This is a genomic window from Amycolatopsis sp. cmx-8-4, assembly GCF_046548675.1.
Classification (GTDB): Bacteria; Actinomycetota; Actinomycetes; order Mycobacteriales; family Pseudonocardiaceae; genus Amycolatopsis.
The window spans coordinates 549,886-569,390 of sequence record NZ_JAEBDZ010000003.1 but is presented as its reverse complement, the minus strand read 5'-3'; the positions used below and the strand labels follow the sequence as shown (position 1 = coordinate 569,390).

At 69.3% G+C, this 19,505-nt stretch carries 21 protein-coding genes; 10 read left to right on the top strand and 11 right to left on the bottom strand.

The window, feature by feature from the left end:
• Positions 1 to 9: 9 nt before the first annotated feature.
• Positions 10 to 960 carry an alpha-E domain-containing protein gene (locus ACLJQZ_RS08790; RefSeq protein ID WP_410619526.1) on the top strand — a complete coding sequence of 317 codons (951 nt, stop codon included), beginning with the start codon at positions 10 to 12 and terminating at the stop codon, positions 958 to 960.
• On the top strand, positions 957 to 1,799 hold the full coding sequence (locus ACLJQZ_RS08785) for a transglutaminase family protein (RefSeq protein ID WP_410619525.1): 843 nt from the start codon (positions 957 to 959) through the stop codon (positions 1,797 to 1,799). Before ACLJQZ_RS08790 ends, ACLJQZ_RS08785 begins: the two co-directional genes overlap by 4 nt.
• On the opposite strand, the gene ACLJQZ_RS08780 is transcribed toward ACLJQZ_RS08785, so the two are convergent.
• Together ACLJQZ_RS08780 and ACLJQZ_RS08775 are read right to left on the bottom strand one after the other, a co-directional pair.
• The gene (locus tag ACLJQZ_RS08780) at positions 1,796 to 2,146 is read right to left on the bottom strand and encodes a hypothetical protein (protein WP_410619524.1); all 351 of its coding nucleotides are present in this window, start codon (positions 2,144 to 2,146) and stop codon (positions 1,796 to 1,798) included. The two genes, ACLJQZ_RS08785 and ACLJQZ_RS08780, sit on opposite strands and share 4 nt — an antisense overlap.
• A 273-nt stretch (positions 2,147 to 2,419) precedes the next feature.
• Complete coding sequence (locus ACLJQZ_RS08775; protein WP_410619523.1) at positions 2,420 to 3,841, bottom strand: M20/M25/M40 family metallo-hydrolase; 1,422 nt, start codon at positions 3,839 to 3,841, stop codon at positions 2,420 to 2,422.
• 433 nt (positions 3,842 to 4,274) lie between these two features.
• Here ACLJQZ_RS08775 and pdhA point away from each other — a divergent pair, with 433 nt between their 5' ends.
• The 3 genes from pdhA to ACLJQZ_RS08760 are packed head-to-tail and all read left to right on the top strand — an operon-like array spanning position 4,275 to position 7,850.
• A complete protein-coding gene (pdhA, locus tag ACLJQZ_RS08770; RefSeq protein WP_410619522.1) occupies positions 4,275 to 5,480 on the top strand; it encodes a pyruvate dehydrogenase (acetyl-transferring) E1 component subunit alpha in 1,206 nt (401 codons plus the stop codon).
• Positions 5,480 to 6,472, top strand: coding sequence for an alpha-ketoacid dehydrogenase subunit beta (locus tag ACLJQZ_RS08765; RefSeq protein ID WP_326945307.1), 993 nt, complete (start codon positions 5,480 to 5,482; stop codon positions 6,470 to 6,472). Before pdhA ends, ACLJQZ_RS08765 begins: the two co-directional genes overlap by 1 nt.
• A 16-nt stretch (positions 6,473 to 6,488) precedes the next feature.
• Positions 6,489 to 7,850, top strand: a complete 1,362-nt coding sequence (locus ACLJQZ_RS08760; protein ID WP_410619521.1) for a dihydrolipoamide acetyltransferase family protein — start codon at positions 6,489 to 6,491, stop codon at positions 7,848 to 7,850.
• 49 nt (positions 7,851 to 7,899) lie between these two features.
• Here ACLJQZ_RS08760 and ACLJQZ_RS08755 read toward each other — a convergent pair whose 3' ends face one another.
• Positions 7,900 to 8,193, bottom strand: coding sequence for a DUF6191 domain-containing protein (locus ACLJQZ_RS08755; protein WP_326945310.1), 294 nt, complete (start codon positions 8,191 to 8,193; stop codon positions 7,900 to 7,902).
• A 95-nt stretch (positions 8,194 to 8,288) separates the two neighbouring features.
• Between ACLJQZ_RS08755 and ACLJQZ_RS08750 the strand changes: the two genes are divergently transcribed.
• Both ACLJQZ_RS08750 and ACLJQZ_RS08745 read left to right on the top strand, forming a co-directional pair.
• Positions 8,289 to 8,870 carry a TetR/AcrR family transcriptional regulator gene (locus ACLJQZ_RS08750; RefSeq protein ID WP_410619520.1) on the top strand — a complete coding sequence of 194 codons (582 nt, stop codon included), beginning with the start codon at positions 8,289 to 8,291 and terminating at the stop codon, positions 8,868 to 8,870.
• A gap of 20 nt (positions 8,871 to 8,890) precedes the next feature.
• A complete protein-coding gene (locus tag ACLJQZ_RS08745) occupies positions 8,891 to 10,837 on the top strand; it encodes an ABC transporter ATP-binding protein (protein WP_326945311.1) in 1,947 nt (648 codons plus the stop codon).
• On the opposite strand, the gene ACLJQZ_RS08740 is transcribed toward ACLJQZ_RS08745, so the two are convergent.
• Positions 10,834 to 11,748: a quinone oxidoreductase family protein gene (locus ACLJQZ_RS08740; RefSeq protein WP_410619519.1), complete on the bottom strand. Its 915-nt coding sequence runs from the start codon at positions 11,746 to 11,748 to the stop codon at positions 10,834 to 10,836. The two genes, ACLJQZ_RS08745 and ACLJQZ_RS08740, sit on opposite strands and share 4 nt — an antisense overlap.
• A gap of 88 nt (positions 11,749 to 11,836) precedes the next feature.
• Between ACLJQZ_RS08740 and ACLJQZ_RS08735 the strand changes: the two genes are divergently transcribed.
• A complete protein-coding gene (locus ACLJQZ_RS08735) occupies positions 11,837 to 12,388 on the top strand; it encodes a TetR/AcrR family transcriptional regulator (protein ID WP_410619518.1) in 552 nt (183 codons plus the stop codon).
• On the opposite strand, the gene ACLJQZ_RS08730 is transcribed toward ACLJQZ_RS08735, so the two are convergent.
• Complete coding sequence (locus ACLJQZ_RS08730) at positions 12,362 to 12,715, bottom strand: hypothetical protein (protein ID WP_410619517.1); 354 nt, start codon at positions 12,713 to 12,715, stop codon at positions 12,362 to 12,364. The genes ACLJQZ_RS08735 and ACLJQZ_RS08730 overlap by 27 nt on opposite strands.
• Complete coding sequence (locus ACLJQZ_RS08725) at positions 12,712 to 13,416, bottom strand: hypothetical protein (RefSeq protein ID WP_410619516.1); 705 nt, start codon at positions 13,414 to 13,416, stop codon at positions 12,712 to 12,714. Before ACLJQZ_RS08725 ends, ACLJQZ_RS08730 begins: the two co-directional genes overlap by 4 nt.
• Before the next feature lie 68 nt (positions 13,417 to 13,484).
• On the opposite strand from ACLJQZ_RS08725, the gene ACLJQZ_RS08720 reads away from it, so the two are divergent.
• Positions 13,485 to 13,958 (top strand): FxsA family protein, encoded by a 474-nt coding sequence (locus ACLJQZ_RS08720; protein ID WP_410619515.1) that lies wholly within the window; start codon positions 13,485 to 13,487, stop codon positions 13,956 to 13,958.
• Here the strand turns inward: ACLJQZ_RS08720 and ACLJQZ_RS08715 are convergent, their stop codons facing one another.
• The 3 genes from ACLJQZ_RS08715 to ACLJQZ_RS08705 form a co-directional block, all read right to left on the bottom strand.
• Positions 13,959 to 15,149 (bottom strand): YDG/SRA domain-containing protein, encoded by a 1,191-nt coding sequence (locus ACLJQZ_RS08715; protein WP_410619514.1) that lies wholly within the window; start codon positions 15,147 to 15,149, stop codon positions 13,959 to 13,961.
• Between the two features lie 54 nt (positions 15,150 to 15,203).
• Complete coding sequence (locus ACLJQZ_RS08710; RefSeq protein ID WP_410619568.1) at positions 15,204 to 15,755, bottom strand: SCP2 sterol-binding domain-containing protein; 552 nt, start codon at positions 15,753 to 15,755, stop codon at positions 15,204 to 15,206.
• A 102-nt stretch (positions 15,756 to 15,857) separates the two neighbouring features.
• Positions 15,858 to 16,520 carry an SCP2 sterol-binding domain-containing protein gene (locus tag ACLJQZ_RS08705; protein ID WP_410619513.1) on the bottom strand — a complete coding sequence of 221 codons (663 nt, stop codon included), beginning with the start codon at positions 16,518 to 16,520 and terminating at the stop codon, positions 15,858 to 15,860.
• Positions 16,521 to 16,647: 127 nt separating this feature from the next.
• On the opposite strand from ACLJQZ_RS08705, the gene ACLJQZ_RS08700 reads away from it, so the two are divergent.
• Positions 16,648 to 17,304 (top strand): TetR/AcrR family transcriptional regulator, encoded by a 657-nt coding sequence (locus ACLJQZ_RS08700; RefSeq protein ID WP_328446940.1) that lies wholly within the window; start codon positions 16,648 to 16,650, stop codon positions 17,302 to 17,304.
• Here ACLJQZ_RS08700 and ACLJQZ_RS08695 read toward each other — a convergent pair.
• Both ACLJQZ_RS08695 and ACLJQZ_RS08690 read right to left on the bottom strand, forming a co-directional pair.
• Positions 17,296 to 18,138, bottom strand: coding sequence for a MaoC family dehydratase (locus ACLJQZ_RS08695; protein WP_410619512.1), 843 nt, complete (start codon positions 18,136 to 18,138; stop codon positions 17,296 to 17,298). The two genes, ACLJQZ_RS08700 and ACLJQZ_RS08695, sit on opposite strands and share 9 nt — an antisense overlap.
• A 1-nt stretch (position 18,139) precedes the next feature.
• A complete protein-coding gene (locus ACLJQZ_RS08690) occupies positions 18,140 to 19,474 on the bottom strand; it encodes a 3-oxoacyl-ACP reductase (protein WP_410619511.1) in 1,335 nt (444 codons plus the stop codon).
• Between the last annotated feature and the right edge of the window lie 31 nt (positions 19,475 to 19,505).

Sequence of the window (19,505 nt, the reverse complement as noted above, 5' to 3'; positions counted from 1 at the left end):
GGTTCGAAAATGCTGGCACGCAACGCGGAGTCGCTGTACTGGATCGGCCGGTACGTCGAACGCGCCGATGACACCTCCCGGATCCTCAACGTCTCGGTCCACCAGCTGCTGGAGGACGCGAGTGTCGACTCGGACCACGCGAGCCGTCAGCTGCTCGCCGTCCTGGGCATCGATTCGGAGGGCACCGAGTCCCTCGACGTGTGGAAGCTGACCGAACTGGTGGCGTACGCGAAGGACAACCCGGCGTCGATCGTCGGCTCGATCAACTCGGCCCGCGAGAACACCCGCGGCGCCCGCGAAGTCGTCTCGACCGAACTGTGGGAATGCCTGAACGCGACGTGGAACGCGGTGCCGGACCGCCAGCGTTACGCCCGGCGCGCCGGGCCGCACGCGTTCCTGTCGTTCGTGGAGGAGCGCGCGGCGATGTTCGCCGGCCTCGCCGACTCGACGATGAGCCGCGACGACGGCTGGCTGTTCATGGTGCTCGGCCGGTCGATCGAACGCGCCGACATGGTCGTGCGGCTGCTGCTGTCCCGCGTCGTCGCGGACCGCGCGTCGTCCCCGGGCTGGATCACCGTGCTCCGCTCGGCCGGCGCACAGGACACCTACCTGCGCACCTACCGCGGCGCGCTCGACGCGGGCCGTGTCGTGCAGTTCCTGTTGCGGGACACGCTGTTCCCGCGGTCGGTGTTCCACGCGCTGCGGCAGGCGGAGGAGTGCCTGCAGCGGCTCGACACCGGTGGCGCGTCACGCAACAACGAGAAGACCGAGGCGCTGCGCGAAGTCGGCCGGGCCCGCAGCGAACTGGAGTTCCTGCGCCCGTCGGACCTGCTGACCGACCTGCCGCGGCGGCTCGGGACGCTGCAGACGTCGATCAAGGAGATCGGCGAAGCCGTGTCCATGCAGTACTTCAGCACGTCGCCGTGGGTGGCGTGGAGCGGTGCGGAGGTTTCGCTGTGACCTGGCAGCTTCGGGTGGCCCACCGGACGGGGTACCGGTACGCGACGCCGGCCACGCAGTCGTACAACGAGGCGCGGCTGACCCCACGCTCGGACCGCCGCCAGACGACGGTGGCGACGCGCATCGAGACGACGCCCGCGACCCGCGCGTACCGGTACACCGACTACTGGGGCACGGTCGTCACGTCGTTCGACCTCCACGCGCCGCACACGGAGTTCACCGTGCTGGCGACGTCGGTGGTCGAGACGGCGGACGAGGCCGAGCCGATCCGCGTGGCGTCGTGGAAGGACCTCCGCAGCGACACGGTCGTCGACCACCGCACGGAGTACCTGACGCCGACCGACTACACCCCGCGCGACCTCACGCTGGCCCGCGAGGCCCGCGCGCTGCGGACCGGCCTCGATCCGGCGGAGGCGGTTCTGGCGGTGTGCGAATGGGTGCACAAGCAGCTGAAGTACCAGCCGGGCACGACCGGCGTGCATTCCACGGCGACGGACGCGTGGAACGCGCGCGAAGGCGTCTGCCAGGACTTCGCGCACGTGACGCTGGTGATGCTGCGCGCGATCGGCATCCCGGCGCGGTACGTGTCGGGCTACCTGCACACGAGGCGGGAAGCGAAGCTCGGCGAAGTGGTGGAGGGCGAGTCACACGCGTGGGTCGACGTCTGGACCGGCGGCTGGTGGGCGTACGACCCGACGAACGCGATCCCGGTGGGGCCGCGGCACGTGTGGGTGGCGATGGGGCGGGACTACGCGGACGTGGCGCCGCTGAAGGGCATCTTCACCGGGGGCGGGCAGTCCACTTTGGACGTCTCGGTCCACCTGACCCGGCTGGCCTAGGCGGTTTCGGGCTCGGCTCGCGTTCCTCGCCCGTCGAGCAGGGCACGCAGGTGGTCGATGGTCGCGCGGACTTCGGTTTCCCACCGCCGCGCGTCCTCGTCCCCGCTCTTGGCGGCGTCGAGCTGGGCGAGCACCCAGGTCCGGATCAACGCGGTCGGCTGCACGTTCCGGGCCACGGCGAGCTGCCGCAGCTCCTCGATCCGATCGACGGGAATGCGCACGCTGTAGACGGCGGTGGGATTCTTGGACGGCCGCTGATGCCGCACCCAGTTGACCTCGGCGTCAGCGTCCGGATCGGCCTCCGCGGCCTCAGCCACGCGAGCGACAAGTTCTTCGTCCGTGATCACGGAACCTCCCAAAGTCCTTGATATTCCTGGCGGATACGTTTGCCGGGCGGCCAAGCTGTGGCCACCAGCCACGTTCCTTCCGGCGGGTGACGGTCAGGCAGCAGGACTACCACCAGCACACGCCCCAACTCCACCGAGAGTCCAATCACCCGGATTGACTCACCAGTGCGCGACGAGGCGTCACGGCTGACCAAGCGCTCTTGATCGAACACCGCCTCCGGGCAACACCGAGCCGGCGCGTCCCGAGGTCGGAACGCGCCGGCTCGGCTTGAGTCAGCCGCGGGCGTGGGCGTCCAGGATGTGGGCGACGGCCTCCGTGACCTGCTGCGCGTACTCCAGGTGCAGCCACTCGTCCGGTACGTGGATGTTCGAGTCCGACCCGCACGCCCCCGTGACCAGGAACTGCGCCTCCGGGTACTTGCGCGACAGCAGGCCCATGAACGGGATCGACCCGCCCATGCCCGTCGCGCGGTGGGGCTGGCCGAAGACGCCGTCGCTGACCGTCTGCAGCGCCGCCGTCAGCCAGGGGGCCTCGGTTGGCGCGTTCCAGCCGTCTTCCGACTGTGTGTTGTCGCCGAAGGTCACCTTCGCGCCGTACGGGACGTCCGTGGTCAGGGTGCGCTTCACGGCTTCGAGCGCCTTCGCGGCGTCGACCGTCGGCGGGAGACGGAAGCTCAGCGTCAACGTCGTGCTCTCGCGCAGGACGTTGCCCGCGTCGGCCGGCTTCGGGAAGCCGTCGGCACCGATGATCGACAGCGTCGGGCGCCACGCGTTGTTGAGCATCAGCTCGAGCGCGTCCTCGGTGATCACGCGACCACCTTCGACCAGCGGGAACGCCTTCGACAGCGCCTCCGGAAAGTCCTTCGAGACGGCCTCCAGCTCGGCCAGCCGGTCCGCCGGGACCTCGACCTTCAGCTCGTCGAGCAGCAGCTCGCCGGTGGCGCTGTCCTCGAGGCGCTCGATCAGGCTTCGCAGGATGCGGAACGAGCTCGCGACGACGCCCGAAGCGACGCCGGAGTGCTGGGCCGAGCCCAGCAGCTGGACGGTGACGTCCAGGTGCAGCATCCCGCGCAGGCTCGTGACCAGCCACAACCGCTCGTAGTCGCTGCCGCCGGCGTCGAGGCAGACGACCAGCGAGACCTCGCCGATCCGGTCGGCCAGGTGCTCGACGTAGGCGGGCAGGTCGGGGCTGCCGGACTCCTCGCCGGTCTCCAGCAGCACGACGATGCGGGCGTGCTCGCCGCCGGCGGCGTGCACGGCTTCGATCGACGTCGTCGCCGCGTAGCCGGAGTAGCCGTCGTCGACGGAGCCGCGGCCGTACAACCGGCCGTCGCGGATCACGGGCGTCCACGGGTCGAGACCCTCGGACCAGCCGCCCACCGGGGGCTGCTTGTCCAGGTGGCCGTACATCAGGACGGTGCCCTCGGCCGCCGCGCCCGGGGTCGCCGGGACGTCGACGAGCAGCAAGGGGGTCCGGTCCGGCAGCTCGACGACGTCGATCGTCGCGCCCGGCAGGTCGCGCGCGGCGATCCACGCGCGGACGTGCTCGACGGCGGCGGCCAGGTGCCCGGTCTTCGCCCAGTCGGCGTCGAACGCCGGGGACAAGGCGGGGATGGCCACCAGCCCGGACAGGCTCGGGATGACGTCGTCGGTCCAGCCGGACACGACGGATTCACGAACGGATTTGTGCTCCACGAGCCCCATCGTGCCACGCAGGTGACACCCGGGGCTTCGCCCCAGCCGGGGGCTCCGCCACCCGGAACCCCCGAAAGCCTGGGTCCGGCGTGCGGCACATCACAAGGTCGTCTCCGCAGGGCGCAGGCGCGCACACGCACAGGTACGCACCCAAGCGTGCGAGCCTGGTGAACGCGCGGACCGGCGCCATACTCTCGTAGGTCCAATGCTCGGGCTTCCTAGCGTTTTGCCTGTTCAGAGCCCGTTTCTCAGCAACAAATCAGCAACCGCGTCTGACCAAGACGTGGACCTTCGTGCCAGGATGTCGGCGTGAACCGTCAACGCCGACGGTGACCGAGCGCTTCGGAGACCCGAAACGCTGGTCCCCGCCGGTGCAGTCGCTGTGGTCGCCACAAGCGGCCGCCAGAGGCACCGACACCGAGGAGCAACGCCCATGCCGTCCGAACAGTGGACGCACCCGGAGCCTGGAGATGGACCGGCCGCCGTCGCGGCCCAGCCTTCCCCCGAGCAGGTGATCGCCGGATTGCGAGCGACCAGCGAAGGTGGCGCTGAGCTGACTCAGCTGCTCACCCCCGAAGGCGAACGGGTCCCGTCGCCCCAGTTCGACAAGTACGTCGACGACATCGACGACGAAGCCCTGCGCGGCCTGTACCGCGACATGGTGCTCGTCCGCCGCGCGGACCGCGAGGCCAACGCGATGCAGCGCCAGGGCCAGCTCGGCATCTGGGTCCCGCTGCTCGGCCAGGAGGCCGCGCAGATCGGCTCCGGCCGCGCGCTGAAGCAGAACGACATGGCGTTCCCCAGCTACCGCGAGCACGGCGTCGCGTACGCGCGCGGGGTCGACATGAAGGACCTGCTGGGCATCTTCCGCTGCACCGACCACAGCGGCTGGGACTACAAGGCCCACGGCTTCCACCCGTACTGCATCGTCATCGGCAACCAGGTGCTCAACGCCGCCGGGTACGCGATGGGGCAGCGGTTCGAGGGCAAGGTCGGTGACGACGACGGCGAAGCCACGATCTGCTACTTCGGTGACGGCGCGACCTCGCAGGGCGACGTCCACGAGGGCTTCGTCTGGGCCGCGGTCTACGACGCGCCGCTCGTGTTCTTCTGCCAGAACAACCAGTGGGCGATCTCCGAGCCGACCGAGCGCCAGTCGCGCCTGCCGCTCTACCAGCGCGCCCGCGGCTACGGCTTCCCCGGCATCCGCGTCGACGGCAACGACGTCCTGGCCTGCCTCGCGGTGTCCCGCTGGGCGCTCGACGAGTGCCGCCACGGCAACGGCCCGGTGCTGATCGAGGCGTTCACCTACCGGATGGACGCGCACACGACGACCGACGACCCGTCGCGCTACCGGCTCTCCGACGAGCTCGAAGAGTGGAAGCTCAAGGACCCGATCGAGCGCGTCCGGGCGTTCCTGGCCCGCAAGGGCGGCGCCGACCACGGCTTCTTCGACCAGGTCCAGGCCGAGGCCGACGCCTTCGCCGCGGACCTGCGCGAGTACACGTTCAACATGCCGGAGCCGCCGCCGGAGCGGATCTTCAGCAACGTCTACGCCGAGGGCAACCCGGTGCTGGACGCGCAGCGCGAAGAGTTCCTGTCCTACCTCGACGGCTTCGCAGCGGCGGGTGAGCACTGATGACCGACCTCCAGAAACTCACCATCGGCAAGGCGCTCAACCTCGGCCTGCGCCGGGCGATGGAAGAGAACCCCAAGGTCCTGATCATGGGCGAGGACGTCGGCAAGCTCGGCGGCGTCTTCCGGATCACCGACGGCCTGCAGAAGGACTTCGGCGAGCAGCGCGTGCTGGACACGCCGCTGTCCGAGTCGGGCATCATCGGCACCGCGGTCGGCCTGGCCGTGCGCGGGTTCCGGCCGGTGTGCGAGATCCAGTTCGAGGGCTTCATCTTCCCCGGGTTCGACCAAATCTCGTCGCAGCTGGCGAAGCTGCACTACCGGACGCAGGGCAAGATCAAGATGCCCGTCGTGATCCGGGTGCCGTTCGGCGGCGGGATCGGCGCGGTCGAGCACCACTCCGAGTCGCCGGAGTCGCTGTTCGCGCACATCCCGGGCCTGAAGGTCGTCTCGATCTCGAACGCCGTCGACGCCTACTGGGGCATCCAGGAAGCGATCAAGTCGGACGACCCGATCCTGTTCTTCGAGCCCAAGCGGCTCTACCACTCGGGCGCGCTGCGCGCGGAGATCGACGTCGCCGGCACGCCGTCGCCGGTGTTCTCCTCACAGGTCGTGCGCGAGGGCACGACGGCGACGGTCGTCGCGTACGGCCCGACCGTGAAGGTCGCCCTCGACGCGGCCGCCGCGGCCGCGGACGAGGGCAAGTCCCTCGAGGTCATCGACCTGCGCACGCTCTCGCCGCTGGACCTCGGCCCGGTGTTCGAGTCGGTGCGCAAGACCGGCCGGCTGATCGCGCTGTCGGAGGCGCCGTCCGAGTCGTCGCTGACGTCGGAGATCGCCGCGCGCGTCCAGCAGGAGTGCTTCTACTCGCTGGAGGCACCCGTCCTCCGGGTGACCGGGTTCGACACGCCGTACCCGCCGGCCAAGCTCGAGGAGCACTACCTCCCCGACCTGGACCGGGTGCTGCACACCATCGACCGCTCGCTCGCCTGGTAAGGGGGATTTCCGCGTCATGCCAACGTTCAAGCAGTTCCCCCTGGCCGACACGGCCGAGGGGCTGACCGAAGCCGACATCCTTTCGTGGCACGTCAAGCCGGGCGACACGGTGACGGTCAACCAGATCGTGGTCGAGATCGAGACCGCGAAGGCCGCCGTCGAGCTGCCGATCCCGTGGGCCGGTGTGGTCACGGAGCTGCACGTCGAGCCGGGCCAGACGGTGGAGGTCGGCACGCCGATCCTCACCATCGACGTCGACCCGGGCGGCGCGGCGGCTCCGGCTCCGGCCGCCGCTGCTCCGGCCGCCGCTTCGGCTCCGGCCGAGGAAGAGGAGATGAAGCCGCTGGTCGGCTACGGCTCCAAGGCCGTCGTCACGCAGCGGCGGGCCCGGAAGGGCGCGGCTCCCGCGGCCGCCGTCGCCGCGCCTGCCCCTGTCGCGCCTGCTCCTGTCGCGCCTGCTCCTGTCGCACCCGCTGCTCCTGCGCCTCGGGGCGGTTACGTGCCGCTGGCCAAGCCGCCGGTGCGGAAGCTGGCCAAGGAGCTGGGCGTCGACCTGCACGCGCTGACCGGCACCGCTGACGGCGGCGTCATCACGCGGGACGACGTCCACAAGGCGGCCAACGGCTCGGCCCCGGCCGCCGCGGCCGCGTCCACTGTGGACTCGGGTTACGACCCGGCCACCCGCGAGCGGCGCGTGCCGATCAAGGGCGTCCGCAAGATGACCGCGGCCGCGATGGTGCAGAGCGCGTACACCGCTCCGCACGTCACGGAGTTCCTGACCATCGACGTCACGCCGATGATGGAGTTCCGCGAGAAGCTGAAGAAGTCGCGGGAGTTCGCCGGCGTGAAGGTCACGCCGCTGACGTTCGCGGCGAAGGCCGTGTGCCTGGCGGCGAAGCGCACGCCGGACATCAACGCCGTGTGGGACGAGGCGGCGCAGGAGATCGTCTACAAGGACTACGTCCACCTCGGGATCGCGGCGGCGACGCCCCGCGGCCTGATCGTGCCGAAGGTCCGCGACGCCGACTCGCTGTCGCTGAAGGAGCTCGCGGGCGCGTTGACTGCCTTGACGGAGGTCGCCCGCCAGGGCAAGACGTCGCCGGCGGACATGGCGAACGGCACGATCACGATCACCAACGTCGGCGTGTTCGGCGTCGACACCGGTACGCCGATCATCAACCCGGGCGAGTCCGCGATCCTGTGCCTCGGCGCGATCAAGGACCAGCCGTGGGTCGTGGACGGCGAGATCAAGGTCCGCAAGGTGCTGCAGCTTTCGCTGAGCTTCGACCACCGCGTGGTCGACGGCCAGCAGGGCTCGGAGTTCCTGGCCGACGTCGGCGCGCTGCTGGCCGACCCGGCCATGGCGATCACCTACTGATCGTCCGTGAAGGCCTCCTTACCGGCTCTTATGGCCGCTAAGGAGGCCTTCACGGCTCTCGGACGACGAACTTCCCGGCGTCGAGGTCGACGCGGGTGCGCGGCGGGGCGCCGTCGGCCTCGTCGTCGACCAGCATCAGCTGGACCTGACGTTGCTCGAGGTCGTGGTGCTTCGTGCCGCCGAGCAGCGCTTCGACCTCCTCGGTCGCGGCCACGCTCGCCACCCGCTGGCCGTCGCCGCGGCGGTGCCAAGGCAGGAACCGGCGGCCCCAGACCTCGAGCACGGCCAGCAGGAACAGCAGCACGAGCAGCATCGGGAACGCCATCGCCCAGACCACACCCATGAGATTCAACCTATACTCGCTTGACGGAGTGAGTGCTCACTCCGCACACTGGTGCCATGACACCAGCACCCGAAACCCGGCGTAGAGCGCCGGGCATGAGCGCCGAAGCCCGGCGCAGCATGATCGTGCACGCGGTGCTGCCCCTGCTGATGGAGCACGGGGCCACCGTCACCACGAGCCAGATCGCCCGCGCCGCCGGCATCGGCGAGGGCACCATCTTCCGCGCGTTCAAGGACAAGGACGAGCTGTTCGACGCCTGCACGGCCGAGGCCCTGCGACCCGACCACGTCCTCGACGCCATCGCCGAAATCCCCGTCGACCAGCCGCTCGAAGACCGGCTCGTCGAAGCCGCCGAAGCGCTCGGCGCCCACCTCGAGCGGATGGGCGCGCTGATGGGCGCCCTCCACGCGTCCGGCCGGATCAAGCACCGCGACCCCGAGCAGCGCCTGCGCGGCAGCTGGAAGGGCGGCCGCCGGGAGTCGATGGCCGCCATGCGCGGCGCGATGACCGAACTGTTCGAGCCCGAAAAGGACCGGCTGCGGCTGTCGCCCGAGCACCTGGCCGCACTGTTCCTCACCATGCTGTTCGGCGGCCGCCGGATGGCCCCGGACGACGACGCGCCCACCACGCGCCAGGTGGTCGATCTCTTCCTGCACGGCGCGTTGGAGGCTGCATGATCCCGGGTGGTGGGGGCGGGATGGAGTTCGCGATCGCCCGGCGCGGCCGGCGGCGAGCCATCTCGACGGTCCCGGACAGCGGGCTGACCGGCCCGGTCGACATCCCGGAGCCGAAGCAGGACGACCAGCCGAAGGACTGGCGTTCCCGGCTGAAACGCGCGAAGACGTCGGTCTCGGGCACGGTCCGCGGCCTGCCGAAGGTCGTGAAGCTGACCTGGCAGGCGAGCCCGATCCTGACCATCCTGCTGGCGCTGATCACGCTGCTGTCGGGCCTGCTGCCGACGGCCACCGCGTACATCGCGAAGCTGCTGCTCGACTCGGTCGTCGCGGCGATCCAGCACCGCGGCACGACGATGGACATCGTCAACGTCGCCTTGTTCCAGTTCGGCGTGCTCGTCGCGACCGCGGTCAGCAGCGCGGTGACGTCCATCGCGCAGACGCTGTTGCAGGAGCGGATGACGCTGACCATCCGCCACCAGGTGATGGCGCACGCCAGCGAGCTGCACCTGGCCTACTTCGAGGGCTCGGCGTCCTACGACATGCTGCGCCAGGCCGCGCAGGAGGCGCCGACACGCCCGCTGTCGATGATGAACTCCGCACTGGGGCTCGTGCGGACGCTGATCACGTTCGGCAGCATGATCGCGCTGCTGGTGGCCGTCAGCCCGCTGCTGGCGCTGGTCGCGCTGCTCGCGCCGATCCCGGCGTTCATCTCGCAGTCGAAGTACGGCTCGCGCGCGTTCTGGCTCACCTTCCTGATGTCGCCCATCAAACGGCGGATGGACTACCTGTCCTCGCTGGTCACGACGGACACCTACGCCAAGGAGACGAAGCTGTTCGGGCTCGGCCCGTACTTCGTCGACCGGTTCCGCCGGCTCGGCGTCGTCTCCTACGAGCGGCAGCGGAAGCTGACGATCAACCGCAACATCAGCTCGACGTCCTGGGGCCTGCTGAGCACGTTCGTGGGCTCGGCGATCGCGTTGTACATCGCGCTGGAGGCGGTCGGCGGGCGGCTCACGCTCGGCGACCTGGCGCTGTACACGGCCGCGGCGACGTCCGTGCAGACGTCGGTGTCCGGGCTGTTCACGGCGTTTTCCGGGATGTACGAGAACAACCTCTACCTCGACACGCTCTACCGCTTCCTGGGCACGAAACCGGAGATCACGGCGCCCGAGAAGCCTCGGCCCATGCCGTCCACTGTGGAGGGTCACATCGAGTTCGATTCGGTGACCTTCGCCTACCCGGGCGCGGAGGAGCCGGCCCTCGACGGCGTCAGCTTCGAGATCCGTCCGGGCGAAACAGTCGCTGTCGTGGGCCGCAACGGCGCGGGCAAGTCGACGCTGTTCAAGCTGCTCTGCCGGCTCTACGACCCGACCGGCGGCCGGATCCGCCTCGACGGCGTCGACATCCGCGAGTACGACCCGGACGAGCTGCGGACGCGGATCAGCGCGATGTTCCAGGACTACGTGACCTACCAGGGCACGGCGGCGGAGAACATCGGCCTCGGCGACCAGACCCGGCTCGAGGACCGGCCCCACATCGAGGACTCGGCCCGCCGAGCCGGCGCCGACGAGCGCATCGAGCGGCTGCCGAACGGCTACGAAACCCCGCTCGGCCGCTGGTTCGACCAGGGCGTCAGCCTGTCCGGCGGCGAGTGGCAGAAGATCGCGCTGGCCCGGGCGTTCCAGCGGGAGGCGCCGATCCTGATCCTCGACGAGCCGACGTCGGCCCTGGACGCGCAGGCGGAGCACGACCTGTTCGCGCGCCTGCGCGAACTGTCCGAGGGCCGCACGACGCTGTACATCTCGCACCGGTTCTCGACCGTGCGCCAGGCGGAGCGGATCCTGTTGCTGGAGCACGGAAAGGTCGCCGAGTACGGCACGCACGAGCAGCTGATGGCGGCGAAGGCGGGCTACGCGGACCTGTTCACGCTCCAGGCGCAGGCCTACCTGGACGAGATTCCGAGCTAGGGCACGAGAAGGACCTTGCCGACGCCTTCGCGGCTCTCGACCCGGGCGTGCGCCTCGACGACGTCGTCGAGCGCGTACGTCCGGTCGATCACCGGCGTCAGCGTGCCGTCACCGACGAGGCCCAGCGCTTCGCCGGTGGCGGCACCGGCGTCCTTGCCGTAGGCGTCCGGCCCGCCGAAGCCGATCAGCGTGAGCCCACGCGGGATGAGGTCGGCGACCGTGATCACCGGGAACTCGCCGCTGAGCAGGCCGTACGCGAGAACCCGCCCGCGCGGCACGACCTTCGACAGGACCTCGGCCGCCCGCGGCCCGCCGATCGACTCGAAGACGACGTCGATCCCTTCGGGGACCTGGGTTCGCCAGTCCGGATCGTCGTGGTCGAGCACGACGTCGGCACCGTTCACGAGCTTCCCCGCACCCGCGGTCGCGACGACCCGCGCGCCAGCGTCCTTCGCCAGCCGCGTCAGGTAACCGCCGATCGACCCGGACGCGGCTTCGACCAGCACGGTCTCGCCGTCGCCGACGTTCGCCGTGCGAAACAGGACGAGCGCCACCGACGCGGGCACGGCGGCGGCGACCGCGCTTTCCGCGGAGACCTGCTCGGGAACCAGGGTGTACCTGCTCGAAGCGACGAATTCGGCGTAGGCACCACCGACGTAGGACATGGTGACAACGCGTTTGCCTTTTAACGCGGGATCGTCAGCCTCGACGACGACACCAGCGGCTTCGTGCCCGAACACCGCGGGCTCCCCACCGGGCAGCATCCCGGCCCGCAGCTGGGTTTCGTAGAACGGCACCGAGATCGCCTCGACGCGGATCAGCACCTCGCCGTCACGGCGGGCGGGCTCAGATCGTTCCTCGACCTTCAGCACTTCGGGACCACCCGTGCCGTGCTGCACCACTGCTCGCATGCTGTTTCTCCCCAGCAACTGGACCATCGGTCAACTTACGGTCGCCTACTATATGGACCGCCAGTCAACTTGTCGAGGAGGAGTCCGCATGGAACGCGCCGACGCGGCCCGCAACCGCCGCGCGATCCTGCGCGCGACCGAGGAACTCCTGGCCACACAAGGCTTGGAGCACGTCTCGATGGACCGCGTCGCACAGGCGGCCGGCGTCGGCAAGGGCACGGTGTTCCACCGCTTCGGCAACCGCGAAGGCCTGATGCGCGCGGTGGTGGAAGAGCGGGTCCGAGCGTTGTCCACGGCTCTCGAATCGGGCCCACCCCCACTGGGCCCGGGCGCCCCACCGGCGTCCCGGCTGGCGGCGTTCTTCGATGCGGTGGTCGAGCTGGCGACGAAGAACGTCACGGTGATGGCGGCGTTCGAACAGGCCTCGACGGACCGCCTGAACAGCCCGATCTACCTGTCCTGGCACGCGCACGTGGCGGCCTTGCTCGCTTCGGCGTCCCCGAAGCTGGACGCGGACTTGACCGCCCACCTGCTGCTGGGTTCACTGCACAGCGACCTGATGCTCTACCTGCTGCGCACGGGCCAATCACACCGCCTGGCGACCGGGTTGCGGTCAATGATCGAGACGCTGCTGCGCTGAGTGCCGGACGTACCGTTCGGGGATTTCGGAGCCGCCGCGGAGTTCGACGTCGCGGAGGTTTAGCCATGGCCGGGCGCCGGGGAGGTCGGCGAGCGAGACCGTGACCGTGTCGAGCACGCAATCCCGGAACCAGACCATCCGCTCGCGGTCGCGGTCGCTCATCTGCTCCAGCCTCAGCCGGCAGCGAAGGAAACGCACGCCCTCGAAGACCAAGCGGGGAAAGCCGGTCTTCTCGCTGCCCCATCCGTCGTCGAGATCGGCGAAGTCCACGTCGGTGTCGGCGAAGTCCAGCTTCTCAAAGCGGACTTCGCCGTTCCTGATGCTCAACAGCACGAAGTCCAGGCGTTCGCATTGCACCTGGCAGCGGTAGAAGTCGACCGAACCCCCTTCAACGGTCGCACGAGCCCAGTCCCGGTTCGCTGGCGGATGATCCGCAGGATCGCCTGCCGCACCTCGGCCTCGCCCGGCGTCATGACCTGGGGCTGCAGCCGCAAGTAGCCGCAGAGGACGTCGACGCAGACCTGGCGCTTGTCGACCCAGTCGTCAGCGAGGCCGGCGAGTGCGTAAACCCCGGTCAGGCGCACCGCCGGACTCGCGTGGGCGAGTTGCTCGGCGGCGGCGCCGAGGCGTTCGTTGAAGCCCTGGACGGTCTCGCGCTCGGCCTTCTCGACGGCGAGAGCGTGCTCGTTCTCGGTGACCCGCTGCTTGCGGTAGTTGACGGCGAGCAGCACGACCCCACCGAACCCGGCGACCACGGAGAGAGCGATCTTCAGCAGGTCGAGCAACTGGGTGACGTCGAAGACAGCGGCCGTCGGTAGGTGCGGCCAGCCGAAGAACCACAGCAACCCACCGGCGGTCCCACCAGCGACGACGATCGCGATGACCAGCCACCCGAGCACCGAGGCGGCGATCCCGCCCCGCCCCCTGACCTGCGGCAGAACCGGAAGCGACCAGCGCCGGCCGACCACCAGCCCGACCCCGCCCAGCACCGCGATCGTGATCAGCAGCCAGCGGAGCCAGTCGGACACGATGGGTGAGACTAGCCGGTGGCGGGAGGACCCGGGAGCAAATCGGACAGCTCGTTCGTTGTCCCGGTATGGCTGTCGCGTTCCTGCTCTACGTCTTCGCCGAGATCGCCGCGATCTGGGCGGTCGGCTCGGCCGTCGGCGTGCTCGGCACGCTGGGCCTCCTCCTGGCCGGCGCCTTCATCGGCTCCTGGCTGGCCCGCCGCGAAGGCGCCAAGGCGATGCGCGCGTTCATCGAGACATCCCGCGCGGGGCGGTCGGCGGAGAAGGAACTGACCGACGGCATGCTCGTCGGTCTCGGCGGGGTGTTGATCCTGATCCCGGGGTTCGTGAGCGACGTCCTGGGCCTGCTGCTGATGCTGCCGCCGTCGCGCGCGGTGGCCCGTCGACTGTGGCTCAAGCGGATGGAGAAGCGCGCGGTGAAGTTCGCCAACCAACGCCGCGGGCCGGTGATGGTGGTGGACAGCGAGGTGGTGCCACCATCGTCGTCGCCGTCGGGGGAGAAGCCGCACCCGGTGATCGAAGGCCGCGTCATCGAGGGCTGATCACGAGTGCGCCTTGCGGTGGTACTCAAGAAACTCATCACCGACTTTGTGCACGTCGAGCTCGTTCAACGATCCTGCCGGCTTGCCGTCACGAACCACAGTCCGGTCCGCGCCGATGACGATGGCACCGCGATCGAACTGGACATGGCAGTTGGCGCACAAGCAGAGCACATTGGGCAGCACATCGGGACCGCGGTGAAGGCCGCCCAGCGCCTGAATGTGTGCACCTTCTGAATATCCTTCGCCGCTGCCGAGGGACAAGCGAGTACTGCAGATCTGACACGTGTGATCGTGGATCTTCTTCACGTACTCCACGACCTTGGTCGAGCGAACAATGCGCTGTGCAGTAACCGGCTTGCGACCTGGCGCCGCATTCCCCACTGGCACCGTGGGGTGCTGGGGTGCCGCGGGCAGGAGGTAGTCCCCGACACCAAAAGTCACGTCGGCGGCCCGACTCACCTTGACCATCTGGAATCGGCAGATCTGGAATCCACCTTGGCCTGGAACGATCGCCGCATCTTCGACTCGGAACAGCCCGTCGTAGCGATATCCCTGGTCAGGTGCATGAGGCGACTTCGGGTCTGGGCCGCGTACGACTCGAACCGGGTCGCCCGTGAGCCAACTCGTTCGCAGGGCCGCGTTGCCCGGGGCGGCGAACGACTGGTTCTCGATTTGTCGACCACGACCGTCTCGACCGCCGTGCCCGGTGTAGATCAGTTCATCGCCTCGATCATCGTCGTCCTCGTAGCCGCCGGAAGAGACGATCGACTCAGCTCCAGACTTCCCCGTCCCGACGATGCCTGCTTGTAGCGCACGATGAACCTTGCTCGCGGACACCTCCGCCCGGTTCTTGAACGTGGTGCCTTCCGGGTAGTCCGATAGCTCACCGAAACCGTCAGCAGCATCAGGCATCAGCTCGAGGTCGCGGAAATCGAATCCGAGGTCAGTTAGGCGGGCACCCACTGTCCTGACCCCGCCGCTGAAGTCTTTTGCCGCAAGCGCCCTGCCAGTAGCAACGCCGTGGGCGGCACCGATCAGCGCCTTCGAGTCGTACTCCCTGCCCTCATAGTGGACGACGTACTGGCGAGCTTCCTTGAAGCCGTACTTGCTCAAGAAGGCCTCTCGACCGAGGACATCAAACTCGTCAATGGCTTTGAGGACGTGCTCCCGGTCAACATCGGCAAGACTCATGAGGACCACTCTAAAGCGGGACACCGACAGTTTGGTGTCACCCGCGTGCGACAGCTAGTCCACCGTGGGCCGCGGGATGTCGAAGTAGCTTGAGAACCGCACCGCCGGGGCGTACTCGCCCTTCACCTTCACCCGGCCTGTCACGAACATCGCTGCCACCGCCGCGTTGCCGGTGGCCATGCGGATGAAGTCGTCCACCGAGAGGGTGATCGTGGTGTCCGGGCTGCGGGACAGGTCCGTGCTGGAAATGCACACTCCGTCCTCGATCACCGTCTGGAAGCGGTCGTAGCCGTCCTCGCCCTGGCCGTCGGAAAAGCGCCAGGAAACCACGAAATCCACGTGACGAGCGCGGGACGGGAGAAAGTGTTCCGACATTCTGCGGAATATCTCGTCCAAGAAGACCGAGCGGAGTTCCGGGTGGTCGGCGATGGCCTTCAGCTGGTCGCGGGATGCTCGGCGGACGACGTCGACCAGGACGTCTGTCGACAGTGAACTCAGCTCGATGCCTGCGCCCGCGTTTCCCAGCATGTGCAGGGTTTCCAGGACCTGGATGAACTGGCCGGCGGACAGGTTGCCGATGACCAGCTTCTCGGCGAAGCCGTTGATCGCGTGGCTCGCCCGGATGCGGACCGGGCGGCGGGAAGCGCGCAGGCGGGATCGCCAAGGGCGGTCTTCCGCATTTCGGGGCACGGCCGAAAGTGTATCCGGTCAGGCGGGTTTCGGAAGATCGAAGAATCCGATCAGGCCGGCGGCAAAGGCGAGGTCACCTTTGACTTTGATTTTTCCCGTGACGAACAACACTGCGGGTGTCGCCTGGTGGGTGATGAGCCGGAAGAAGTCCACGGGGGCGATCGTGATGGTGACCCGGGAGCGCTCGCGCATCTCGCGGCTGACCGTGCACGAACCGTGGGAGATGACCGTCTCGTAGCGGTCGTAGCCGCCGTCGCCGGTTCCGCCGGCCATGCGCCAGTGGACGACCGCGTGCAGGTCGCGGGCGCGGTCGGGGCGGATGTGGGCGCCCATCCGGGCGAAGATCTCGTCCAGTACGCGCTCGCGCAGCGGCCGCTCGGCGACGACGCTTTCGAGCTGGGCGCGCGATGCGGCGGCGACCAGCGACGCGAAGCGCGCCGGGTCGACCTTGCTCAGGTCGAACGCGGGGGCGCGCTCGGCCAGGCGCAGCAGGGCGTTCAGGAGCCGGCGGAAGTCGTCCTTGCCGAGATCGCGCGGGTTGACCGCGTCAGCGAGGGTGTTGACGTCGAGGGCGTGCGCCTCGGGGCCGAGCGGGTCGAGCCGTTCCAGGGTGTCGAGCAACGCCGCTCCGCGGAGGCCGACGATCTGATCGGCGCTGGTCATCCCGGCATTGTCGGCCATGGTCACTCCCTCTCCAGTTACCCGAGCGTAAGGCTACCCGCCAGTAGGTAGGCGGGCAAGCGTGCCGAAATCACCCCACCGGGTCAACGCCCGGTACCGTCTCCGGTCAGTAACAGGGAGGTCCAGCGTGTCAGAGGATGATCAGCGTCCGCCCGAACGGGCTCGGCGGCTGCCCCGTGCGGTGCGCGAGCGCCAGATCCTGGACGCCGCCGTCCAGGTCTTCTCGCGCCACGGGTACCACGCGGCGTCGATGGACGAGATCTCCGACGTCGCCGGCGTCTCGAAGCCGATGATCTACACCTACCTCGGCTCCAAGGAGGACTTGTTCGGCGCGTGCATCCGCCGCGAGGCGACGCGGCTGCTGGAGGCCATCCAGGCCGGCGTGAAGCCCGACCTGCCGCCGGACATGCAGCTGTGGCACGGCCTGCGGTCGTTCTACCGGTTCGTCGCGGAGTACCGCGAGTCGTGGACGGTGCTGCACCGCCAGGCCATGACGGTCGGCGGTGCGTTCGCCGCGGAGATCACCGACATGCGGGCTCGCGCGATCCAGCTGGTCGCGGCGCTCGTCGTGTCCGCCGGCACCCGCAAGGGCGTCGGCGAGCAGGCCGAGTTCTCCGGCGAAGGCCTGTCCGCGGCCCTGGTCGGGGCGGCCGAGTCACTGGCCGACTGGGCCCTCGACCACCCCGACATCTCGGACGGCGTCCTGGCGTCCTGGCTGATGAACCTCGTCTGGCTCGGCTTCAACGACCTCATCGAGGGCGAGGTCTGGAAGCCGTCAGAGTGAGGTGATCGTGCCGTCCAGGTGAGGCTTCGACTTGCTCCACAGCTCGAACGCCCAGCCTTCCGGCGTGGACCAGGACGTGAAGCCCGCCTTGGCCGGCAGCAGCACCGGCTGCTTGAAGCGGACGTCGACCGTGAACGCCTCCGGCAGACGCCCCTCGAACGCCGCGAGCGCGTGGGCCTTCGTCCACATGCCGTGGGCGATCGCCTTCGGGAAGCCGAACAGCCGCGCCGTCAGCGGGTGCAGGTGGATCGGGTTGCGGTCGCCCGAGACCTCCGCATAACGCCTCCCGATGTCGCCCGGGACTCGCCAGATCGCGTCCGGGGTCGGGGGCGCGAGCTGCTCGCGGCGCCCAGAAGGACCTGCGGAGCCGCTGCGGCGCAGGTACGTGCTGACGTCCGTCCACACCATCTCGTCGCCGACCTGGGCTTCGCTGATGACGTCGAACTGACGCCCCTTCTCGTGCGGGCGCAAGTTCTCCGCGCGGACGCGCACCGTCAGCGGCTCGCCCAGCCGCAGCGCGCGGTGCTGGGTGATGCGGTTCGCGACGTGGACCATGCCGAGCAGCGGGAACGGGAAGCCCTGCTCGGTCATCAGCGCCATCTGCAGCGGGAACGCCAGCATGTGCGGGTACGTCGAGGGCAGCTCGTCGCTCAGCCGGAAGCCGCACACCGTGTTGTACGCCGCGAGGTGTGCCGGGTCGACGACGACGCCGGTGCGCACCAGCTCCGTGTCCGGCAGCGACGTGCCGGCCGGCTTGCGCAGGACGCCGCCGAGCAGCGCCTTCGGGTACAGCGTCGCCAGGCTCGGCGTGCTGTCGAGTTCGCGGATCGCCACGTCAGGCCCCCAGCAGGGCCTGGCCGCAGACGCGGACCACGTTGCCGTTCACCGCGGCCGACGCCGGGTTCGCGTACCAGGCGATCGTCTCGGCGACGTCCACCGGCAGGCCGCCTTGGCCGAGGCTCGACAACCGGCGGCCGGCCTCGCGGATGAACAGCGGGACCGCCGCCGTCATCTTCGTCTCGATGAAACCCGGCGCCACGGCGTTGATCGTGCCGCCGTACTCCGCGAGCTGCGGCGCGCCGACGTTCACCATGCCGATGACGCCCGCCTTAGACGTCGCGTAGTTCGTCTGGCCGACGTTGCCGGCGATGCCCGCGATCGACGAGACGCCGATGACGCGGCCGTTCTCGTTCAGGATCTTGTCGGCGAGCAGCTTGTCGTTCACCGCGAGCTGCGACGCGAGGTTGACCGCGATCACCGAGTCCCACGCGCTCTCGCTCATGTTGCCCAGCGTCTTGTCGCGCGTGATGCCCGCGTTGTGCACGACGACGTCGACACCGCCGTGACGCTCCTTCAGGTACTCCGCGAGCTTCGCGGGCGCGCTCGGCGAAGTGATGTCGAGCTGCAGCGCCGAGCCGCCGATCTTGTTGGCGACCTTCGACAGGTCGGCGCCCTGGGCCGGGATGTCGAGGGCGACGACGTGCGCGCCGTCGCGGGCCAGCACGTCGGCGATCGCCGCGCCGATGCCGCGGGACGCGCCGGTGACCAGCGCGACCTTGCCGGCGAGGGGCTTCTCCCAGCTGGCCGGCGCGGTCGCCGTCTTGCCTTCGGCGCCGATCCGGATGACCTGGGCGTCGACGAAGGCCGACTTCGCGGACAGCAGGAAGCGCAGCGTCGACTCCGTCGCGTCTTCAGCGCCTTCGGCGACGTACACGAGCTGAGCGGTCGCGCCGCGCTTCAGCTCCTTGCCGACGGAGCGCACGAAGCCTTCGAGAGCGCGCTGCGCGATGCGCTCGCGGCCCTCGACCTGCTCCGGTGGGGTGCCCAGGATGACGACGCGGCCGGACGGGCCGACGCTGCGGATCACCGGGTGGAAGAAGTCGTAGACCTCGCGCAGGCGGCCGGGCTCGGTGACGCCGGTGGCGTCGAAGACCAGCGCCGCGTGCCTGTCACCTGAACTGGTGACGACGTCGATGCCCGCGTCCGCGAGCTGGTCGCGCACCTTCTTCTCCAGCCGTCCGCCGGGCGCGGCGCCGAGAAGTGCGGGACCCTCGAGGGCGGGCTGCCCGGGCTGGTACCGGCGCAGCGTGGCGGGGCTGGGCAGGCCGAGCTTCGGCACCACGAACTTCCCCAGCGGGGTTTTCGTGAACTGCTGGTACCTGTCAGCCATCAGATGCCTCCCGTGCAGTCTGCGTCACGTC

Excerpts from the sequence above, each read along its gene's own strand:
- ACLJQZ_RS08790 (WP_410619526.1), top strand. The coding sequence starts at position 10 with ATGCTGGCACGCAACGCGGAGTCGCTGTACTGGATCGGCCGGTACGTC.
- pdhA (WP_410619522.1), top strand. The coding sequence starts at position 4,275 with ATGCCGTCCGAACAGTGGACGCACCCGGAGCCTGGAGATGGACCGGCC.
- ACLJQZ_RS08765 (WP_326945307.1), top strand. The coding sequence starts at position 5,480 with ATGACCGACCTCCAGAAACTCACCATCGGCAAGGCGCTCAACCTCGGC.
- ACLJQZ_RS08760 (WP_410619521.1), top strand. The coding sequence starts at position 6,489 with ATGCCAACGTTCAAGCAGTTCCCCCTGGCCGACACGGCCGAGGGGCTG.
- ACLJQZ_RS08755 (WP_326945310.1), bottom strand. The coding sequence starts at position 8,193 with ATGGGTGTGGTCTGGGCGATGGCGTTCCCGATGCTGCTCGTGCTGCTG.
- ACLJQZ_RS08750 (WP_410619520.1), top strand. The coding sequence starts at position 8,289 with ATGAGCGCCGAAGCCCGGCGCAGCATGATCGTGCACGCGGTGCTGCCC.
- ACLJQZ_RS08745 (WP_326945311.1), top strand. The coding sequence starts at position 8,891 with ATGGAGTTCGCGATCGCCCGGCGCGGCCGGCGGCGAGCCATCTCGACG.
- ACLJQZ_RS08740 (WP_410619519.1), bottom strand. The coding sequence starts at position 11,748 with ATGCGAGCAGTGGTGCAGCACGGCACGGGTGGTCCCGAAGTGCTGAAG.
- ACLJQZ_RS08735 (WP_410619518.1), top strand. The coding sequence starts at position 11,837 with ATGGAACGCGCCGACGCGGCCCGCAACCGCCGCGCGATCCTGCGCGCG.
- ACLJQZ_RS08720 (WP_410619515.1), top strand. The coding sequence starts at position 13,485 with ATGGCTGTCGCGTTCCTGCTCTACGTCTTCGCCGAGATCGCCGCGATC.
- ACLJQZ_RS08715 (WP_410619514.1), bottom strand. The coding sequence starts at position 15,149 with ATGAGTCTTGCCGATGTTGACCGGGAGCACGTCCTCAAAGCCATTGAC.
- ACLJQZ_RS08705 (WP_410619513.1), bottom strand. The coding sequence starts at position 16,520 with ATGGCCGACAATGCCGGGATGACCAGCGCCGATCAGATCGTCGGCCTC.
- ACLJQZ_RS08690 (WP_410619511.1), bottom strand. The coding sequence starts at position 19,474 with ATGGCTGACAGGTACCAGCAGTTCACGAAAACCCCGCTGGGGAAGTTC.